We start from the raw sequence: 19,185 nt of genomic DNA, 5'->3' as shown, positions 1-19,185 counted from the left end.
TTTAAATAAATTGAAAAGTTCCCTAAAAATACTTTTTTAAAAAAAATTAAAAAATTAAATGCAATTTAGGATAAGACTTTGTCAATCATACCTAATTCAAGTGCTAATTTTATTTCTTTTGCAATTCTCTGACCCATGCTTAATGGTTCGCCAGTGTAAAGGCAGGAGTAAGGACTTCCATTCATAAACGTGTTTGTTCCACCGTCAACCCTTGCACTCATTTCAAATACAACGAGTTCCAGGTTGTCATTGCACAATGACTGTAAACAGAATGGTCCAAGCATTCCTGGTTTTACGAGTTCTTTTGATTTTGCTGATAATTTGTCACCAATATCAAATACCTGAGGTAAGAGACTTTCCCTAATTACAACAGGGAAGTTTCCAGTGATAACGTATGATGGATCGACGTTTAACTCAAGCTGGTCTTTTGCAGGAACTCTGACAAGTCCGTCAATACTGCTCTCATATCTTCTATCGATTCCCATTAATTCTACCTGATCTTTTAAAGGCGAGTAGAAGTAGTGGATACAGTAGTTTGCACCAACAACGTATTCTTCGATGTGTGCTTTTTTAACGTCGTCTTCTGTAAGAATACCTTTAGCTTTGAATTCAGCTATTTTTCTCCAGAATTCTTCCACTGTTGAACATGGGAAGTATCCTCTGCCCCCCCTTGCTCCAGGGAATTTAACCATTACAGGTCCATCTATATCGTCAGGTCCACCGTATTTTTTAGGGATTCTAAGACCGCTTTCGCCCAAAAGCTGTCCTTCGAGATCTCTTTCAGCTTCCCATCTTAAAATAGCTCTGTTTCCAAACATTGGAACTTTGAATGAATCTTCCACATTATCTAAACCACAATAAGCAATGAATGAACCGTGTGGAACAATAATTGCATTCATATCCCTTAATTGCTGTTGAATTTCTTCTTTTGAAATATCTGAAAATTGGTCAACATAGATAAATTTATCCGCAACCCCAAATCTTTTGTACGGAATAGCCCTATCTTTTGTTGTTATAACTGCAGTTGAAAAGCCCTCTAATTTCGCACCTTTTAAGATGTGTAATGACGTGTGACTTCCCACCGTAACGATAGTCACTTCGTCCTTGTTGTACTTTTCAAAAATCCCCATTATTTCTTCTTTTGGAATCATCTTACCACCATGGTTTTATAGGGTATTTAAAATGAGTTTTTTGACCGAAAATAAAGCATTATTATATCCGTGTTACTGTTTTTTATATGTTTCCTGTTTAGTAATTTACGTGATACAATGAATGAGGATATTAAAAATAATTTAAATAATTCAGACGAATCTAACGGCAAAATAATTGTTGGGCTTGATGAAGCAGGTCGCGGACCGGTAATTGGGCCAATGGTAATTGCTTCGGTAAAAATTAATGAAAAAGATCTTCCCAGGTTAGATGATCTTGGATTAAGGGACAGTAAACAACTTTCGAAAAAAAAGCGTGAAGAGCTTTATACAAAAATAAGCGAGATATGCGATGTTAAAAAAGTTGTCATCAATCCTGAAAAAATTGACGAGCAGATGGAAATTATTAACTTAAACAAGATTGAATTGGGCGCTTTTTCAAAACTTGCAAATCATTTTATTAAGGAAAACGAAAATATATCCATTTATATCGATGCTTGCAGTAGCAACGAACAGTCATTTTCAAACCAATTTAAAGCAAAGCTTATTAACAAAAACGTTGAAATCATTGCTGAACACAAAGCTGATGAAAATTACAAAATAGTATCTGCTGCATCAATTATTGCCAAAGTAACTCGTGATAATGTCATTGAAGAATATAAAAAGACTTTTGGTGAAATTGGAAGCGGATATCCAAGTGATCCAAAAACGAAGAAATTTTTGAAAAATTACGTACACGAAAACAAGGGCCTGCCAAAAATTGCAAGAAAAAGCTGGGCAACTTCAAAAAATCTTTTAAAGGAAATAGAAGAATCTAAAATATTTCAATGGGTGAAATAATGGTTAACAAAAAACTGATTATAGATAATCGTGGGAAAAAGTACCTTTTAAATAAAGACCTTGATAACTTCGGAAACGATCTTGGTGTTGTTGATTTGGTTGGAAAAGAAGAAGGATCAATTTTAATTACGAATAAAGGCGGAGACTTTTATTTAGTAACTCCAACCATTCATGATATTATTAAAAAGATGAAAAGAAGTGTTACAACGCTCCTTCCTAAAGATATCGGGTTAATTATTGCTGAATGCGGTATTGAAAATGGCGAAACCGTTGTTGAAGCAGGTACGGGTTCTGCAGCACTTACTATCTATTTAGCAAATGCTGTTGGAAAAGAAGGAAAAATAATAACTTATGAAAAAAGACCTGAATTTGCAAAAATTGCGAGAAAAAATCTTGAAATAGTTGGAGCCGTTAGAAAAAACCAAAAGATCATTGGAATTGACGACGAAGACGAAGAAGAAATGGAAATTGTAGAAAATGGACTTTATAACGTTACCCAAAAAATCGGCGATATTACTGAAAAAATTGAAGATGAAAATATCGATGTTTTAGTTTTAGACATGCCTGATCCTTGGAATGTTGTAGAACATGCTAAAAAATCACTCAATAAGGCAAAGGGAAGAATTGCAATATATGTGCCTTACGTAGAACAGGCTAAAAAAGGTGTTGAAGCTTTAAAAGAACACGGATTTTTAGATATCAGAACTGTTGAATGTATTGTAAGAGACATTGAAATTTCAGAAAAGGGTGTAAGACCTTCAACCAGAATGATCGGACATACAGGATACATTACAACTGCAAGAGTCTGCCCTGAAGAAGTGGTAGAATACGTTCCAAAAATTAAAAAAGAGAAACAAGAATCTGAAGAATAATTCAAATTTTTACTTGACCATTTTTTAAATACTATTTTTCACAAAAATTATACTGAACTAAAAAATTAGGCTATTTTTGAGGGATAAATTATGAAAAGATTATATCGATCAGATAAAGAAAGAATGCTCTCAGGAGTATGCGGGGGACTTGCAATCTATTTCAATGTAGATCCAACCCTTATAAGGCTTTTATGGGTGCTATTATTTTTTATGAACCCACTAATGATTGTTGTATATATCATTGGAGCAATAATTATTCCTATTGCGCCTGAAGGAGTTTTTTACGACTTTTATGAAGAACCTGAAAAGCTAGAACATGAATCTGAAATTGAATCAAAACCGGAAGAATAAAATAACTTAAATTTTTTTATTTTGGTGTTTTTATGAATTTAAAACTGAAAAACATACTTTATATTACAATTGTTGGAATTTTAGCGGTTTCCGCACTATTTTTTGTTCAAAATAACTCTGAAACATTTAATTTATCGGACATTTTTGAAAATAGGGGATTTGGTGAAACTTCTGAAAAACTTCCAAAATATATCTTTGAAGATTCGATTGAAATGTATCTATCCCCAAATGAACTTGAAAAAGTATCTTATTTAGCCAAATCCCTAAATGGCAATACAATTGAAGATTCCATCTGGAATATCATACTTTGGGAAGAAGATAATATTGAATATAACCATGTAAAAGCAGAATTTCCTAACCCTGAAGTTACATACTGGGTAACTGGAAAAAAAGAAGTTTCTGATCCATATAATAATACGATACAGAGTCCTGCTGAAACACTTGAATTAGGATCTGGAATTTGTGGAGATTATGCACTGTTAACTTCTTCATTGCTTTTAAAAATGGATTATTCCCCAATATATATTTTAACATTTGAATCAGAAGGAAATGCAGGTCACGCTACCTCTGCAGTTAATATAAATGGTAATTATTACATTATCGACCAGCAACCGCCAATAATAGAGTTATATAACTATTTAGATTACAAAAAAGACGTTGAAGACTATAAAATAGATAATATCACATTTTACAAAATTGAATTGATAAATAATTCGATTTATTTTGAAAAAGATTTTGAATCTGTTGAAACTTATGATTCAGATTCAAATAAATACAACGACATTACTGGCCTTTCAAGGTACTTGATGACGTATTTTGAAAACAACTATGAAATAAAAAGTGATTACAATATCAAATATCTAGATTCAATGGAATACCTTCCGAGATCTTACGAAAAAGGAGTAACAATTCAGTATTTCTTTGAATTTGGGGGATATACTCCAATTTTTGAAAAACAGTATGCAAAATGGGCATTTGATTACATCAAAAATGACATGGTTAAAAGTGATTATAATATTTCAGACTACAATTCCATCTGGATCCGAAGTTCATACGACGGTGAAAAACTTATATTAATTATAAATCTGGCTAAAAAATAATTATTTAAAACTTTAACACTTTTTTTCGGCATTATATAATAATATCTTTTAGTTATGGGCATTATCATATGGGGCATAATAAAAGTGTTTCGATTTTTCTGCAATAGTAACAATAATATAATAATTAAAAAATACTTATCTTTGTTGTATTACAATGTTTTTAATTTTAAAAAGGGCTTTGTAGGCACAAATAACAAAGTTTATTGAAGGTAGATACAATGGGCGTTGGAAATTCATTAAAAAATGTATGGCGTGAGATACGAGGAAAACCAAGTGTGGAACTTCAACAAATAATTGACTGTTTTAAAGCTAGAGGTTCATACAAATGCATCGAAGACTGTATGGACTTTTTAGAACTCGGTAAAAAGTTAAAACAGTTAAGTGGAAATAAATAAAATAATATTATTTTTGATTATTTTAAAACTTTTTTAAAGCATCAATATCCCGTTCAGAATAAACGTGCATAGATACTGAATGGTGCGTGTATTTTGCAAGTTCAATTTCCAATTTTTCGGCAACCATTTCACCAAGAGCAATTAACCCTATTGCATTTGCGTGAAATGCCAAAAATGCGTCGTTTGATCTAAAAAGTACTGTTTGATACAATTTATTATCCCTTATCAAAAACTGTACAATCTGCAAACATGGAACATCTTTTACAGTTTGATCAATGTAGGGATTCCAGGTAATTGCAATTGCTCGCCTTGAATTAATCTGTTCTTTTAATTTATTTACGATATAATCAATCTGGTCATTTTTTAATTCCTTTTTATCGCTTGGATATTCAAATATCCTTTCATGGTAATCGTAAACAAACGTTGCTGCCGATCCATGCAATAACTGTTCAGTGTAAGATTCAACAGCTCTTTCACCAAGTGGATATTTTTCAGAGATTGATTTATCGGATGGATCGGTAATTTCAATTATTGTATTCATTAGTTCCTTACACTTCTGCCCATCTTCGCTAACCATTTCAGTTCCTTCTTCCATGATTTTTGGGATAAGTGCTTCAAATGCAGCTTTAACAGATTTTTTCTTTAGTGCGAGCATGATTTTCACCAACAGATTAATATTTAATGGTTAAACTTCCATATTTAAGTAGTTAGAATAAAGGTGCGAATTATGGTTTATTTAAATTCTAATTTTTTATATGGTGACGATTTCGAACCAAAAAAAGGAATTCTGGTTATCGAAGATGGAATAATAAAAGGTTTTACGAGCGAACACCATTCAAATGTTTTAAATTACAAGGGGTTAGTCATTCCTCCCCTAATTAATTCCCATACCCATATTGGGGACAATAGTATTAAAGATATCGGTATTGGAAAGTCACTAGATGAACTTGTAAAACCGCCAAACGGTATTAAACACAAGTTTTTAAATAGTTGTAGCGAGAAAGAGTTGGTGCATGGGATGTCAGAAGGGCTTTATGATCTGGAAAATAATGGCATTAAGGCTTTTTGTGACTTTCGTGAAAATGGAATTAATGGAATAAATTTACTTAAATCAGCATTTGAAGATTCAGATGTATCTATTAAACCCATAATTCTTGGAAGGCCCACTGAAAGGGATGAAAACCTTTTAAAACATGAAATAGCCATTATCTTGGATAATTGTGATGGTTTAGGATTAAGCGGTTCAAATGAGTATTCGGACCAAGAACTTAAGTTTATTTGCAAATTAGTAAACAAAAAAATACTTTCGATTCATGCAAATGAGCATAAGGGCTCAGTCCAGTATTCAAAAGAAAAATATGGAATTTCCGAAATTGAAAGATTGATAAATCTAAACATAAAACCAGATTTCATTATCCATGCAACACATTCAAGTTCTGACGATCTATCCCTGTTAAGTGAAAATAAAATACCCGTTGTAGTATGCCCAAGAGCAAATGCCGCGTTTAATGTTGGAATTCCAGCTATTTCCAAAATGTTGGAATACGATTTAAAACTTGGAATTGGAACAGATAACTTTATGGCAAATTCTCCGTCAATATTTAAGGAAATGGACTTTATCTACAAAACTTACCACGTAGATCCAAAAGAAATTCTTAAAATGGCGACTATAAACGGTGCTGAAATAATTGGACTTCAAAATACTGGATTGATAAAAGAAGGATATAATCCAATATTTACATTTATAAAAAATGGAAACATTTTAAAAACTTCTAAAAACATTGTTGCATCAGTTGTAACTCGATTGGAAAATGGAGACGTTGATTCAAAGTTTTTAGTTTGTTAATTTAATATCTAATTTATATTTGACTTAAAAAACTGAAATATATTAAAGTTATGTGGTATTATGACAATTGCTAAATTTCACGGTGGCTGCCACCAAATCGGAAAATCTTGCGTAGAAATAAACACTAAAAAATCAAAAGTATTAATTGATTGTGGAATGGACCCTTCAGACAACGGGCTTCCAGACATTAACGACTCAGACGTTGACGCAGTTTTGGTTTCACACGCTCACTTAGACCACTGCGGTGCAATACCTTATTTTAACTTTAAAAAAATATACTGTAACCCCCCAACTGCGGATTTAATGTACAATGTATGGAAAGATACAGTAAGCCTTTCAAAAACGTACAGGGAAGAAGATATTAAAAAATCAATGGACGTAATCAAAACTGTAAACTACAGAGAAGAAAAACAAGTTACTTCAGACATTAAAATGAAAATGTACGATGCAGGACACATTTTAGGAAGTTCTTCTCTTTATTTGGATATCGATGGAAAAAAATTACTCTATACTGGAGATATCAACGAAATTGAAACAAGAACTCTTCGTGCAGCAGATACTGACTTTGATAATATTGATACAATAATTATTGAATCTACTTACGGATCCCCACTTGATATAAAACCTGCGAGAAAAGTTTTAGAAAAACAGCTTATCGATGAAATCTCTGAAACTATCGACAACGGTGGAAAAGTAATTATTCCAGTTTTTGCAGTTGGAAGATCTCAAGAAATCATTGTTGTAATTAACAACTACATGAAAAGCGGTGCTTTAAAAGAAGTTCCAATCTACATTAATGGATCTTTAACACACACTACTGGAATGTACATGGGATATTCAGACTGGTTAAATCCAAAAATAAAAAATGCAATTGAAAACAGGATCAATCCATTTGGAAACCTCATAAAAGGTGGAGATGAAGTTTTCAGTAGAGAACCATGTATTATTATTTCAACATCTGGAATGGTTCAAGGAGGCCCAGTACTTCAATACCTTTCACTGTTAAAAAATCCAAGAAACAAGATTATTTTGACAGGATATCAAGCTGAAGGAACAATTGGAAGAAGCCTTGAAGAAGGTGCTACAGAAGTAAAACCATTTAAAAGAGCAATTCCTGTAAATGGAAAAGTTGTAAAAATCGAGTTTTCTGCTCACGCAGATTACAATTCGTTACTTCGGTTTATGAAAAAGATACCTCAACCAAGTAAAGCGATTGTAATGCACGGGGAAAGATACCAAGCACTCTCTCTTGCAATGACAATCTGGAAAACCCTAAAAATTCCTGCACTTGCACCATCTATCGGTAGTGTTTTACCTTTATTTGATTAATTTCTTTTTTTATATTTTAAAATTTGATAGTAAATATTATATCTATTTTTTTGATACCTATTTCAAAAATAAATAATCTAAATGGGTTTTTAAGTATTTAATAACGTAGTTGCCCTTATTTGCATTTTTAAAGAGGTATTCCTTTATATTATCCCCGAGAAAGAAAGTTTAATGTATGCATATTACCCTTGGAGGTGACTAAAGTGGCAGAACCTGTAACTATCAGCCCTACAACTAGACATGAAGGGCATGCTAAGCTAGTTTTGAACGTAGATGATGAAGGGATTGTAACTAAGGCATTTTATCCAAATACGACCCCTGTAAGAGGTTTCGAAACAATGTTGCAAGGAAAACCTGCAGCATTCGGCCCTATTGCAGTTATGAGAATTTGTGGTATATGTCAGGCAACCCACGGTATTGCTTCATGTGAGGCAATCGAACACGCTATTGACATGGAAATACCAAAAGACGGTATGATATTAAGAGAATTAGTAGGTTTAGGAAATAGGATGCATTCGCACCCATTACACCACTTATTAATTGTAGATGACCTTTTAAAACCTGAAGAAGCAGGAACTTTAAGAGTAGAAGGAATTAAATTAATCCAGAGAATGAGAAAAGCTGGACAGATGCTTGTAGATGTTGCCGGTGGAGAAGGAATTCACCCTCCAAACTTAATGGTTGGTGGAATGAGAACAAACATCACCGAAAGGGCAAAAGCTAAACTCTACTATGCTTGCAGAGAATATGAAAAAGACTGTAATGCGATGTTAGAAGTATTAGAAATGTTAATGGAAAGATACTTGGAAGAAATTGGAATTCCTGATTTAGGTAAACATGATCTCCCATATATTGCTTCAGACACAACCTTTGGTAACAGAGATGCTATCAACTTTAAAGATATAACAGAAGTTACTGCACAAAGATACTATGCAGACTTCCCAGATATTGCACAAACCGCAACAAACCAGATCCCATTCTACAGGGGAAACCCTGCAGAAGGTGGACCTAGAGCAAGAATGATTAAATACGGAAACTTCAAATCTGCCGGTGGAGCAATGGACATTAACCTTGCGAGAGCGATGGAAAACTTTGAAGCTGTTAAACGATCATTGGAACTTATTGATGAATTAAACATTAACGGAACTACAAGAGAAATACCTAACTTCAGTAATGCAAAAGAAGAATACGGTATAGGTGTTCACGAAGCACCAAGGGCCATCAACACCCACATGGCTAAAATGGGTAAAGATGGTAAAATCGAAAAATACAATATCATTGCTGCTTCAACGTGGAACTTCCCAGCTGTTGAAAAAGCTATTGAAGGTTACCACCATCAATATGCGGAAGTAATTATGAGAGCTTACGACATATGAGCTTCATGTGCTACGCACGTCATCGTAAAAGATGAACAGACTAAAAACGTTGTTGAAATAAGAGAATTTTAAATTCCTGAAAAGGAAAGTCTCAAAAAGGGAACCTTAATGGACCTCAAGAGACAAAATTTAACTTACGGTAATCAAAAAATCATTTCAACGGTATTGATATGGAATATAAACTAACCCCTTCTTACCTGTTAAAGGAAAATATGGTTCTTGCATGCGGAAATATCCTATTTGCAGACGATGGATTCAGTGTCCATGTAATCGAAAAATTACAGGAATTATTGACTGAAGAAGAAAAAGAAAATATTGCACTGGTAGATGCCGGAGCAGGTGCTCCTCAACAGGTGCTCACTTTAATCGACAGTGAAGCTAAGACTAAGAAAATCATAGTCGTAGATATTATCGATTACGGACTAGAACCGGGAGAAATTAAGATACTTACTATGGATGACCTTCCAAAACCAGAACATACAAAAGTTGACAGTCATGACTGGCCACTCTCAACTACCATGTACAGGGTATTTAGAGATGCACCTCATGAAATAGACTTTAAAGTTGTTGGTTGTCAGAAAAAGTACGTTTCAGAACCTGATGTAGTAATTGAACTGTCAGAAGAAGTCCAAAATGCAGTAGATGTAGCCGTAGACATAGTACTTTCCGAATTAAGGGGAAAACCAATCAACTAAGGGAGGAGAATATCATGGTAAAAGTTGCCCACGTGCAATTAAGTAGCTGCTGTGGGTGTCTAGTTTCCCTTGCAGACACCTATGAAAAGCTTTTAGATGTTTTAGGAGCTATAGATTTAGTTTACTCCCAGACTCTTGCTGATGTAAGAGAAGTTCCTGACGATGTAGACATAATCTTACTCGAAGGTAGCGTTTGTTTAAGCGACCACCACGCAATGGAAGTTGCACTTGATTCCAGAAAGAAAGCAAAAATATTAGTTGCTTTAGGGGCTTGTGCTGCTACCGGTAATGTTACAAGATTTTCAAAAGGAAATCAACCATCAAAACCAGTTCATGATGCATTTGCACCATTAACAGAAGTTGTAAAATGTGACTTGGCAATTCCAGGATGTCCACCATCACCAGAATCTATAGTTGCAGTTGTTTTAGCGGCATTAAATGGCGATATGGAATACTTAGAACCCTATGCAGAACTTGCAAAATATGGATCAGAAGCTTGTGGATGCGATTTGATTACAAAAGTAATTAACAAATCACTCTGTATGGGATGCGGTTCATGTGCAGCAGCATGCCCTACAAGAGCAGTATCTATGGATGCAGGAAGACCATTGGTTGACAAGGAAATCTGTATAAAATGTGGCTCATGCTCAGTTCAGTGCCCTAGAATTAGATTCCCTGACTTAATTGAAAAAATAGAATAATTGCAATGATGGAAAATAAAAAAAGGTGATTAGATGGATCCCTTTGGAACATATATAAAAGCAGTTTCCGCAAGAGCTGCAGACAAAGAAATCCTTAAGAAAGCACAAGACGGAGGTATCGTTTCTGCCGCATACATTTACGGTTTAGAAAGCGGACTTCTCGATGGTGTAATTATTGCAGACAAAGAAGATGGATTCGCAGCAGTTCCAAAAGTTGCTACAACAAGAGAAGAAATCTTAAGCGCTGCAGGAACAAAATACACAGTATGTTCTAACCTTTCAGTAGTAAAAAGCGCTGTAAGAGAATATGGATGCGACAAACTTGGATTCGTTGGAACCCCTTGCCAAGTCCGATCAATTAGAAAAGCAATAAAATACCCTGTTGGATACAGGCACGTTCCAGACAAGATTGCATTAATTATGGGTATCTTCTGTATGGAAAACTTCCCGTACAACGGTATGAAAGCAATTGTTGAAGAACACTGCGGTATCAAAATGGACGATGTTGTAAAAACCGACATCGGAAAAGGTAAATTCTGGGTTTACTCAAAATGGGGCGATGTAAAAACAGTTCCATTAAAAGACACCCACCCATACGAACAAGGTTCATGCCACGTATGTATGGATTACACAGCAGAACTTGCAGATATCTCAACAGGATCAGTAGGAAGTCCGGACGGATGGAGTACAATCTTTGTTAGAACTGCAAAAGGGGAAGAGTACTTAAACAAAATGGTTGAAGCTGGCGCTCTTGAAACAAAAGAGATTGACGCTGTAAAACCAGGTTTAGGATTGGTTGAAAAACTCGCTATCTCCAAAAAAGAGAAAAATGCAAAAGAAGTAGAACACAGGAAAGAAATTGGTTTACCAGTTCCATACTAACTTCTTTTAAACTTTTTTACTATTTTTAGATAAATTTTCGACAATTATATTAGATAGTTTTTTTATAGATATTTTATTATTTAACTTATTTTGAGGGATTTACGTGAACGTGAGACTCATCGAATGCTATGTTCCAAAGAAAATATATGCAGGATACGAAGAATCGCTTGAAGATAATATTGAAAATATCATCTGGCATAGTGTTTGCGAAGAATCAAACTATACTGTAATCAGGTTGCTAACCGAAACAGAACACGTTGAAAAAGTAATCGATGTCCTTTCCTCAAAATATGGCGGATCAAATTTCAGAATTTTAGTAACCGAACCAACTGCAACAGTTCCAGAAATTAAAAAAGAAGAAAAAGAGGAAGTTGAAGATAAAGCTCCGAAAAGAGTTTCAAGGCATGAAATAATTGGAAAAATAGGGGACGTATCTAATCTTTCAAAAGAATACTATTCACTATTATTTTTAGCAGCAGTAGTTGCCTCCATTGGAATATGGTTGGATGACGTTGCATTGATAATTGGTTCAATGATAATTGCACCTTTTTTAAGCCCAATGATCTCATTTACGTTTTCAGTTGCAGTTATGGATTTAGCTTTTGCAAAAAAATCATTAAAAAACCTTCTTTTAGGAATTTTAACAGTACTCATATTTTCATTTGTCATAGGAACGTTCTTACAAGTAAGTCCCGAAAGTCCGCAAATCGCATCCAGAATGAATTTAGGTCTACAAAATATCGCAATTGCACTTTCAGCAGGATTCGTTGGAACTCTTTCAATGTTAATTCCGGAAATCTCGTCAACTGTTGTTGGTGTTATGATTGCAGTTGCACTGATGCCACCACTAGTTGCATTTGGATTGATGCTTGGTTCGGGATATTATGTAGAATCAATTCCAATTTTGATATTATTTATCGTAAATATAATATCAGTTAATTTTGCATCCGCATTTTTATTCTACCTCTACGGAATAACCCCTTACAAATGGTGGGAAATTGAAAAAGCAAGAAAATTAGCAATTTTTAGTATTATATTTTGGTTTTTAAATCTCGTAATTCTTGCCGGCATTATCTTAATTTTTGGAAATGGATATTTCAAAATAATATAAATCCTTAGAAAAATAAAATAGATTAATGTAAATAAATTTGGGGGGGCATTATGAAAAGAAATCCCGTGGTTGCAGGGATGTTTTATCCTGCTGAATACCATGAATTGCTTGAAATGATTGAATACTGCTATTTAAGTCCGAGAGGCCCTAAAGAACTTCCTTCAAAACGGGGAAATTACACAAAACCGCTTGGAATAGTATCACCTCATGCAGGATATATTTATTCTGGGCCTGTTGCGGCACATGGTTACAAGAAGATATCTGAAAATATAAATGGGGAAGTTACTGCAATAATTCTTGGCCCAAATCATACCGGACTTGGATCTGGAATTTCCACGATGAAAGGAATATGGAAAACGCCTTTTGGAGATATGGAAATCGATAATGAATTTGCAGACAGGTTGTGGAAGGAATGCGATGTTTTGGATTTGGATGAAAATTCACATTTGAGAGAACACTCAATCGAAGTTCAACTTCCTTTTTTAAAGCATCTGGAAGATTTAAACATTGCAAAATTCAAATTTGTTCCAATATGTATGATGATGCAGGATTATGAGACTTCCATGGATGTAGGATACTTTATTGCAAAAGTTGCTAAGGAAATGAATAGAAAAATTATAATAATTGCTTCTACGGACTTTTCACATTATGAATCACAGGAATCTGCTTCAAAAAAAGATGCACTCGTTATAAAAGACATTTTGGAATTAAAAGATGAAGAAATATTTACCGATGTTGTAACTCACAATATAAGCATGTGCGGATACGGACCAGTTATTGCAATGATCAAAGCAATGAAAGATCTGGGTGCGAAAAACTCAAATTTACTTTATTATTCAACTTCTGGTGATGTTACGAAAGATTATTCCGAAGTTGTTGGATATGCTTCAATACTGGTAAAATAAATTTTAAAAAAATAGTAATAATAACTTAATAAAATTAGTTAGATTTTAAATAATCTTCAAGTTCCTTTTTTAAATCGTTTACAGAAGGCATAGTTCCTTCAAATATAATATCTTCGTCGAATGCAACTGCTGGAGCCATCAATACCCATTCAGAAATTTTTTTTATATCCGTTATTTTCACAATTTCTGCATCAATTTTCGATTCTTCAACTGCTTTTTTAACGTTTTCGTACGTTTCATTGCATTTTGAACATCCCATACCAAATACTCTTATTTTCATAAAACCACCTTGAATAGTATTGATTAATACATCAGATTTAATTTCAATTAAAATTAATTTTGTAAAATTTTTATATGTTTTGGAATTTTTTGAACGAATAATAATGAAATTACGCTAAATACTGCACCCATAACAAATGGAGTCTTCCAGTTTGTCATCCACAAAATCCCGCCAACCACAGGGATTATAACTGCTGAAATATGGTTTATTGCAAATCCAACACCCATTGAAGGTGCGATATCTTCTGAATCTGCAGTTTTTTGAAAGTAAGTATTTATCCCGATTGCAAAGCTGAATACGATGTGATCGATTATGTAGAGTAAAACTGCGATATTTCTGTTTTCAATAAATGCATATCCCAAAAATACGAAAGTCAACATTACATATTCTATAGTGAGCATTTTTCGCTCCCCCAATGTATTTATTCCTTCTGCAACCTTTGGAGCAGTAAAATAAATCAGCAAATTGTTCAAAACAAATAACACTGCAACTTCAGAAACACTAAATCCATAATGTTGAACTAGTAAAAATACTGCAAATGCTATGAATATTTGTCTTCTTGCACCACTTAAAAAGTTTAAAATGTAGTATAACCAGTATTTTTTCTTTACAACCATTCCTTTCCTTTGTGGAACTGTTTCTTTAAAGATTGGATTTTTAAAAAGTGAATAAACCCCTATTGCCATTATAATTATTCCATAAATTAGATAATTTGTCCATATGGGCAATAACTTAACACTCATCCATATGAAAAATCCTGCAATTATACTTGCGATTGCACCGTAGCTACTAAATCTTCCAAAAACTACTGGAGCTTCTTTTTTATTAAAATGCTGGAGTGTAAGTGATTTATTGGTTGTTTCGAAATAGTGAAATCCCAAAGACATTAAAAACGTCGTGATAATTAAACCTTGAACTGTTGGAAATAACCCCGTTATTGCGACACCAAAACCCATTAAAATAGTTGAAAGCGCTGAAAGCCTGTGTTCTTTTATTACCAACAAAACATAATTACAAGAAACGTTAAAAAACCAGGTATTTCTCGAATGGACTGGATTAAACCCATTTGAAAACCGTTTATGCCAACAACGTCCACCGCAAAATTGTTAAAAAGTGTTCCCCAGACCTGATGAGAAATTGCGGCTGCAACTATCAGAAAAAAGAGGTAATTATACATTGGATTTTTTTTGATTTCTATCATCAATACACCGATTGTTTAAAATTAAGTCAGATTTAATCATTTATTTTCAGGTTTTAATATTTATACAGATTGGACTTCGGGTTTTCGGCATTTCTGTAAATTTATTTCTTTACCCTTCTTCTTCCTTTGAGTCCTGAAACATCTATTTCCATTTTTGTACCGCAAAATTCACAGTTTGGAATTTCAACTTCTGCGGCTTTGCAAATACAAACATCTACTCGATAAGTCAGTCTTTTGTTACATTTTGGGCACTGTAAATTCCACTGAAGCATTATACCACCTTGATATTAGTATAATTCAAAACAGGATATATTTATAACTATCAATATATCGATTAATCTTAATATATTTAAAAAATAAAAAAGAAAGTAATTAAAGGTATTTTTGAACGAATAATTCCGCATTTAAGACACTTGCTCCGGCAGCGCCCCTTATTGTGTTGTGCTCAAGTGCAGTGTATTTTACATTGAAGATAGGGTCTTTTCTAACTCGTCCAACAACAATTGACATCCCATTTCCAGTATTTCTATCAAGTCTTGGCTGAGGCCTGTCATTTTCTTCCCTTAAAACGATTGGTTTTGCGTAGCTTGATAAATTCAAACCTTTTAAAGGATCAAAATCATCCATTACTTTTGCAATTTCTTCAGGGGTTGCTTCTTCAGTTGTTTTTACAAATATACTTTCAGTGTGGCCATCAATTACTGGAACTCGGTTACAGGATACTCCAATTTTAAAGTTTCCGTTTTTAAAATCGTTTCCTTCGATACTTCCAAGAATTTTTAATGCTTCGGTCTGCATTTTTTCTTCTTCGCCACCAATGTACGGCACCAAATTGTCCAAGATTGCCATTGAAGGAACTCCGCTGTATCCTGCACCACTTATTGCCTGCATTGTGGTGATATTTACTAAATCAATTCCAAATTTATCCATTATCGGTTTTAATGAGATTACTGCCCCAATTGTTGAACAGTTTGGATTTGTAATTATTGCACCATCTGAACATCTGTTGCTTTTTTGAACTTCGAGCATTCCAAAGTGCTCGTGGTTTACTTCTGGAATAATTAATGGAACATCTGCTTCCATTCTCATTGCTGAAGCGTTTGAAAATACGTATTTTCCCCGTTTAGCAAATTCTGGCTCCAGTGTTTTAGCAAGGTCCGCAGGTAGTGCTGAAAAAACAATATCAATATCATCATAAGCCTTATCGTTTGGATCTGTTGAAACAACGGTTGCACTTGCAACTTCTTCAGGAATTGCTTCAGTCTGGTACCAGTAGCATGCATCTTCGTAAGTTTTTCCTGCGCTCCTTTGTGATGCACCAAGCGCTTCAAGTTCAAAAACTGGGTGATTTTCAAGCATCTGGATAAATCTCTGTCCAACGTTTCCAGTAGCTCCCAAAATACCTACTTTTATCTTCATTCTTTCACCTTTTGGATAAAAATTATTAAAATATGATTAGAACGCTGTTTTTTTAATAAATATAATTTAAAAGGAATTTATCCTTTTACAACTCCCATCGGCTTCATTTTTGCAACTTTCAAAGATATTCCTGAATCGTGGCATATTTCTGCAACATTTTCGATATCCTTGTAAGCTTCGGGGCATTCTTCTGCAATGACTCCTTTTGAATCTGCCATTACCAAAATTCCTCTTTTTTGGAGTGCTTCCTGAACTTCGTTTCCCCTGTAAAGTTTAAGTGCTTTTACCCTACTTAGAGCCCTTCCAGCACCATGTGCAGTTGATCCAAACGTTTCTTCCATTGCTTTTTCAGTTCCGTGCATTAAATAAGACGCAGTGCCCATATCACCTGGAATTATTACTGGCTGCCCAATATTGGCATAATCAGCTGGAATCTCAGCATGGCCTGGTCCAAATGCCCTTGTAGCACCTTTCCTGTGAACAATGACATTTTTCAATACTCCATCTACCAAATGCTGCTCTTTTTTAGCAATATTATGTGCTACGTCATATATTATATCCATTTCTAAATCTTCCGCACTCGTTTTGAATACAGTTTCAAAACTTTCCCTTATCCAGTGCGTAATTAACTGCCTGTTTGCCCAGGCATAGTTTGCACCACAAGACATTGCTTTAAAGTATTTCTGACCTTCTTCTGAATTTATCGGTGCACATGCAAGCTGTCTGTCGGGTAATTTAATGTTATATTTTTTTGCAGCGTTTTCCATGTATCTTAAGTAATCTGCACATATCTGGTGTCCAAGACCTCTTGAACCCGTGTGTATCATTAAAACTACCTGATCAGGTGACACCCCAAATGTTTTTGCAGCTTCTTCGTCAAATATTTCGTCAACATACTGAACTTCTAAAAAGTGGTTTCCACTACCTAATGATCCAAGTTGTGGAAGTCCTCTTTTTTTAGCGTTGTCTGAAACGAGTGTTGGATCTGCTTCTTTCATTTTTCCGTGTTCTTCGATATGTTTTATATCATTTTCCCAACCATATCCTTCTTCGACAGCCCATGAAACTCCTTCTTCGAGTACATTGTCAATTTCATCTTTAGTAACTCTTATTTTTCCTTTGCTCCCAAGTCCTGAAGGAACGTTTTTAAAAATTTCGGATAAAAGTTCCTTTAATTTTGGAGTGACGTCGTTTCTTGTTAAGTTTGTTTTTACGAGTCTCACACCACAGTTGATGTCAAAACCAACTCCGCCAGGGCTAATTACTCCAGTAACCTCATCAAATGCGGCAACTCCCCCGATACAAAAACCGTATCCGTAGTGGCAGTCAGGCATTGCAAGAGAGTACTTTTGAATGCCTGGAAGACATGCAACGTTTGCAATCTGCTCAAATACATCTGGTTCAAGATGTTCAAACAATACTTCGTCTAGGTAAACGTTTCCAGGAACTCTCATGCAGTCTTTGTAACTTACTGGAAGCTGGTACGTTTTTTCAGCTATTTTAGTGACCGTAGATTTCATGATTTCACCGATAAAGAAATGATTTTAAAATCGATAATTCGTATTTTATATTTAAATAAAAGAATAATTCTATTTAGTTAAAAACTTTATTACTCCAAAGTATTAATCTTTACCGTTTTTGGTATTTGGGTGAAAATAATGGCTTTTGAATTTACAATTTACGCAAAGGGGCACGAAAATATCCGCGCAAATCACAAAAGTACTCTTGAAATTACAAAAGAAAACCACGTGACGTGTACAGGTGACTGCATTGTTGGAATTTCTGCGGATAAATCTATACTCGATTTTTCGGAAAGTTTCAAAGAAAATTTAAGAAATTCGGATAAAATCACTGTTGAAATCGAAGTTGAAGGGTTAAAAGAAATAATTACTGGAAAAGGTAACTCAAAATTAACTTTTACCCATGAAACAGATATCGTAATTAGAACGAGTGACTTTTCATGCGGTAGAACGTTAATGGTAAATTCAGATAAAGCCTCAAAAGATATAAATCGTGAAATTGTTGAAAAATTAAAAAAAGGAGCAGATTTGAAATTTAAAATAATTGTTGAATAAATTTATTCTATTAATTCTAAAATTTCTTTTAATTTTTTAACATCAACCTGACCTGGAGCTGATGCTTTTCCTTCCATCGATGCAAATGTGAGTATTGATCCAAAATCTAAACCCAAAATCCTTGTAAGTTTTCCAGATTCGCCCATACCGATTGCAATTATTTTTCCATAATATTTGTTCATCAAATTCAATATTTTTAATGTGTCTTCTTTTGAATTGGCAAACGTTGCAAACTTTGCAATATCTCCGATTTTTAACTCTTTTTCAACTACATCAATTAATTCATCTATTTCGGGAGTTTTTTCAAAATCGTGGTATGAAACGATAATTTTTGTATTTGATCTAATTTCATTTCTATATTTAACTAATTCTAAATTTTTTTCTTCTTTTAGTTCGATATCTACAAATTTCGCATTGTTTTTTATCGCGTGTTTTAAAAGTTCGATTCTTTCTTCATTGGATTTTTTCCAAGCTCCGCCTTCCCATTCTGCCCTTATTGTAATTATAGATGGGATTTTTGAAAACTCTGTAATATCCTCAAAAGTTACGTTGTTTAATAAATCTACCCTAAATTCAACGATATCTCCGTATTTTAAAGCTTCTTTTGCGGAATTTATTGCATCGGACATATCTTCATCAATTACGGGAATACAAATCAT

21 protein-coding genes and 1 pseudogene are annotated in these 19,185 nt (G+C 34.0%); 14 read left to right on the top strand and 8 right to left on the bottom strand.

Going from position 1 to position 19,185, the window contains the following annotated elements; all coding sequences use genetic code 11:
* Window positions 1–65: 65 nt before the first annotated feature.
* Window positions 66–1,151 (bottom strand): formate--phosphoribosylaminoimidazolecarboxamide ligase, encoded by a 1,086-nt coding sequence (locus MMARC5_RS01040; protein ID WP_011867979.1) that lies wholly within the window; start codon window positions 1,149–1,151, stop codon window positions 66–68.
* 117 nt (window positions 1,152–1,268) lie between these two features.
* On the opposite strand from MMARC5_RS01040, the gene rnhB reads away from it, so the two are divergent.
* From rnhB to MMARC5_RS09725, 5 genes are all read left to right on the top strand, one after another.
* Complete coding sequence (gene rnhB, locus MMARC5_RS01035) at window positions 1,269–1,988, top strand: ribonuclease HII (protein ID WP_011867978.1); 720 nt, start codon at window positions 1,269–1,271, stop codon at window positions 1,986–1,988.
* A complete protein-coding gene (locus tag MMARC5_RS01030; protein WP_011867977.1) occupies window positions 1,988–2,860 on the top strand; it encodes a tRNA (adenine-N1)-methyltransferase in 873 nt (290 codons plus the stop codon). Before rnhB ends, MMARC5_RS01030 begins: the two co-directional genes overlap by 1 nt.
* Before the next feature lie 90 nt (window positions 2,861–2,950).
* A complete protein-coding gene (locus tag MMARC5_RS01025) occupies window positions 2,951–3,211 on the top strand; it encodes a PspC domain-containing protein (protein ID WP_011867976.1) in 261 nt (86 codons plus the stop codon).
* 32 nt (window positions 3,212–3,243) lie between these two features.
* Complete coding sequence (locus MMARC5_RS01020; protein ID WP_011867975.1) at window positions 3,244–4,311, top strand: transglutaminase-like domain-containing protein; 1,068 nt, start codon at window positions 3,244–3,246, stop codon at window positions 4,309–4,311.
* Window positions 4,312–4,529: 218 nt separating this feature from the next.
* On the top strand, window positions 4,530–4,706 hold the full coding sequence (locus MMARC5_RS09725; protein ID WP_011867974.1) for a hypothetical protein: 177 nt from the start codon (window positions 4,530–4,532) through the stop codon (window positions 4,704–4,706).
* 22 nt (window positions 4,707–4,728) lie between these two features.
* On the opposite strand, the gene MMARC5_RS01015 is transcribed toward MMARC5_RS09725, so the two are convergent.
* Window positions 4,729–5,361 (bottom strand): thymidylate synthase, encoded by a 633-nt coding sequence (locus tag MMARC5_RS01015; RefSeq protein WP_011867973.1) that lies wholly within the window; start codon window positions 5,359–5,361, stop codon window positions 4,729–4,731.
* A 72-nt stretch (window positions 5,362–5,433) separates the two neighbouring features.
* Here MMARC5_RS01015 and MMARC5_RS01010 point away from each other — a divergent pair, with 72 nt between their 5' ends.
* The 8 genes from MMARC5_RS01010 to amrB all read left to right on the top strand — a co-directional run bounded on the left by MMARC5_RS01010 (window position 5,434) and on the right by amrB (window position 13,551).
* The gene (locus MMARC5_RS01010) at window positions 5,434–6,552 is read left to right on the top strand and encodes an amidohydrolase family protein (RefSeq protein WP_011867972.1); all 1,119 of its coding nucleotides are present in this window, start codon (window positions 5,434–5,436) and stop codon (window positions 6,550–6,552) included.
* Between the two features lie 60 nt (window positions 6,553–6,612).
* Window positions 6,613–7,881: an MBL fold metallo-hydrolase gene (locus MMARC5_RS01005; RefSeq protein ID WP_011867971.1), complete on the top strand. Its 1,269-nt coding sequence runs from the start codon at window positions 6,613–6,615 to the stop codon at window positions 7,879–7,881.
* A 203-nt stretch (window positions 7,882–8,084) separates the two neighbouring features.
* Window positions 8,085–9,329, top strand: coding sequence for a coenzyme F420 hydrogenase subunit alpha (gene frhA / locus MMARC5_RS01000; protein ID WP_081430833.1), 1,245 nt, complete (start codon window positions 8,085–8,087; stop codon window positions 9,327–9,329).
* Between the two features lie 98 nt (window positions 9,330–9,427).
* Window positions 9,428–9,952 (top strand): coenzyme F420-reducing hydrogenase, FrhD protein, encoded by a 525-nt coding sequence (gene frhD / locus MMARC5_RS00995; RefSeq protein WP_011867969.1) that lies wholly within the window; start codon window positions 9,428–9,430, stop codon window positions 9,950–9,952.
* Window positions 9,953–9,966: 14 nt separating this feature from the next.
* Window positions 9,967–10,653: a coenzyme F420 hydrogenase subunit gamma gene (frhG, locus tag MMARC5_RS00990; RefSeq protein ID WP_011867968.1), complete on the top strand. Its 687-nt coding sequence runs from the start codon at window positions 9,967–9,969 to the stop codon at window positions 10,651–10,653.
* Between the two features lie 33 nt (window positions 10,654–10,686).
* Window positions 10,687–11,535, top strand: a complete 849-nt coding sequence (gene frhB / locus MMARC5_RS00985; RefSeq protein ID WP_011867967.1) for a coenzyme F420 hydrogenase subunit beta — start codon at window positions 10,687–10,689, stop codon at window positions 11,533–11,535.
* Window positions 11,536–11,638: 103 nt separating this feature from the next.
* Window positions 11,639–12,646, top strand: a complete 1,008-nt coding sequence (locus MMARC5_RS00980; protein ID WP_011867966.1) for a TIGR00341 family protein — start codon at window positions 11,639–11,641, stop codon at window positions 12,644–12,646.
* A gap of 50 nt (window positions 12,647–12,696) precedes the next feature.
* Window positions 12,697–13,551 (top strand): AmmeMemoRadiSam system protein B, encoded by an 855-nt coding sequence (gene amrB, locus MMARC5_RS00975; protein ID WP_011867965.1) that lies wholly within the window; start codon window positions 12,697–12,699, stop codon window positions 13,549–13,551.
* Between the two features lie 34 nt (window positions 13,552–13,585).
* On the opposite strand, the gene MMARC5_RS00970 is transcribed toward amrB, so the two are convergent.
* The 5 genes and pseudogenes from MMARC5_RS00970 to MMARC5_RS00955 all read right to left on the bottom strand — a co-directional run bounded on the left by MMARC5_RS00970 (window position 13,586) and on the right by MMARC5_RS00955 (window position 17,971).
* Window positions 13,586–13,831, bottom strand: a complete 246-nt coding sequence (locus MMARC5_RS00970) for an MTH895/ArsE family thioredoxin-like protein (protein WP_011867964.1) — start codon at window positions 13,829–13,831, stop codon at window positions 13,586–13,588.
* Between the two features lie 53 nt (window positions 13,832–13,884).
* Window positions 13,885–15,032 (bottom strand): annotated as a pseudogene (locus tag MMARC5_RS00965) (MFS transporter).
* Between the two features lie 101 nt (window positions 15,033–15,133).
* The gene (locus tag MMARC5_RS09720; RefSeq protein ID WP_011867963.1) at window positions 15,134–15,304 is read right to left on the bottom strand and encodes a hypothetical protein; all 171 of its coding nucleotides are present in this window, start codon (window positions 15,302–15,304) and stop codon (window positions 15,134–15,136) included.
* Between the two features lie 100 nt (window positions 15,305–15,404).
* Window positions 15,405–16,451: an aspartate-semialdehyde dehydrogenase gene (gene asd, locus MMARC5_RS00960; protein ID WP_011867962.1), complete on the bottom strand. Its 1,047-nt coding sequence runs from the start codon at window positions 16,449–16,451 to the stop codon at window positions 15,405–15,407.
* Window positions 16,452–16,528: 77 nt separating this feature from the next.
* Window positions 16,529–17,971: an RtcB family protein gene (locus tag MMARC5_RS00955; protein ID WP_011867961.1), complete on the bottom strand. Its 1,443-nt coding sequence runs from the start codon at window positions 17,969–17,971 to the stop codon at window positions 16,529–16,531.
* Window positions 17,972–18,109: 138 nt separating this feature from the next.
* On the opposite strand from MMARC5_RS00955, the gene MMARC5_RS00950 reads away from it, so the two are divergent.
* Complete coding sequence (locus MMARC5_RS00950) at window positions 18,110–18,526, top strand: DUF371 domain-containing protein (protein ID WP_011867960.1); 417 nt, start codon at window positions 18,110–18,112, stop codon at window positions 18,524–18,526.
* A 2-nt stretch (window positions 18,527–18,528) separates the two neighbouring features.
* Here MMARC5_RS00950 and aroD read toward each other — a convergent pair whose 3' ends face one another.
* Complete coding sequence (aroD, locus tag MMARC5_RS00945; protein ID WP_011867959.1) at window positions 18,529–19,185, bottom strand: type I 3-dehydroquinate dehydratase; 657 nt, start codon at window positions 19,183–19,185, stop codon at window positions 18,529–18,531.

The sequence above is a fragment of the Methanococcus maripaludis C5 genome (assembly GCF_000016125.1).
Lineage (GTDB): Archaea > AGJL01 > Methanococci > Methanococcales > Methanococcaceae > Methanococcus > Methanococcus maripaludis_D.
Note: the sequence above shows the minus strand (reverse complement) of the source record. Positions and strands in the feature narration are given on the sequence as shown.